This is a genomic window from Glaciecola sp. 1036, from assembly GCF_050306235.1.
Taxonomy (GTDB): domain Bacteria; phylum Pseudomonadota; class Gammaproteobacteria; order Enterobacterales; family Alteromonadaceae; genus Glaciecola.
Genome location: NZ_JBLWFH010000055.1, coordinates 1 through 214, shown reverse-complemented (window position 1 = coordinate 214; position 214 = coordinate 1). Strand labels below are relative to the sequence as shown.

Genomic DNA, 214 nt, shown 5'->3' with positions numbered 1-214 from the left:
TGCTTGCACGGATTTGACACGTTTTTGCCACGGATTCGGCACGGATTTGACACGTTTGAAGTCCGCAAATTAAAATTGGCTTGAAAAAATTTCATTGTGAAATTGCTGTATGTCTTGAATTTAAAGGGCTGGGGGAGGTGGTGGACGCAGCAAGGCTTGAACTTGCGACCCCCGCCTTGTAAGGGCGGTGCTCTCCCAACTGAGCTATGCGTCC

General features: G+C 49.1%; 1 tRNA gene. It reads right to left on the bottom strand.

Annotation, left to right across the window (positions count from 1 at the left end):
- Nucleotides 1-138 precede the first annotated feature (138 nt).
- Nucleotides 139-214 (bottom strand) — tRNA-Val (locus ACNKW3_RS19870).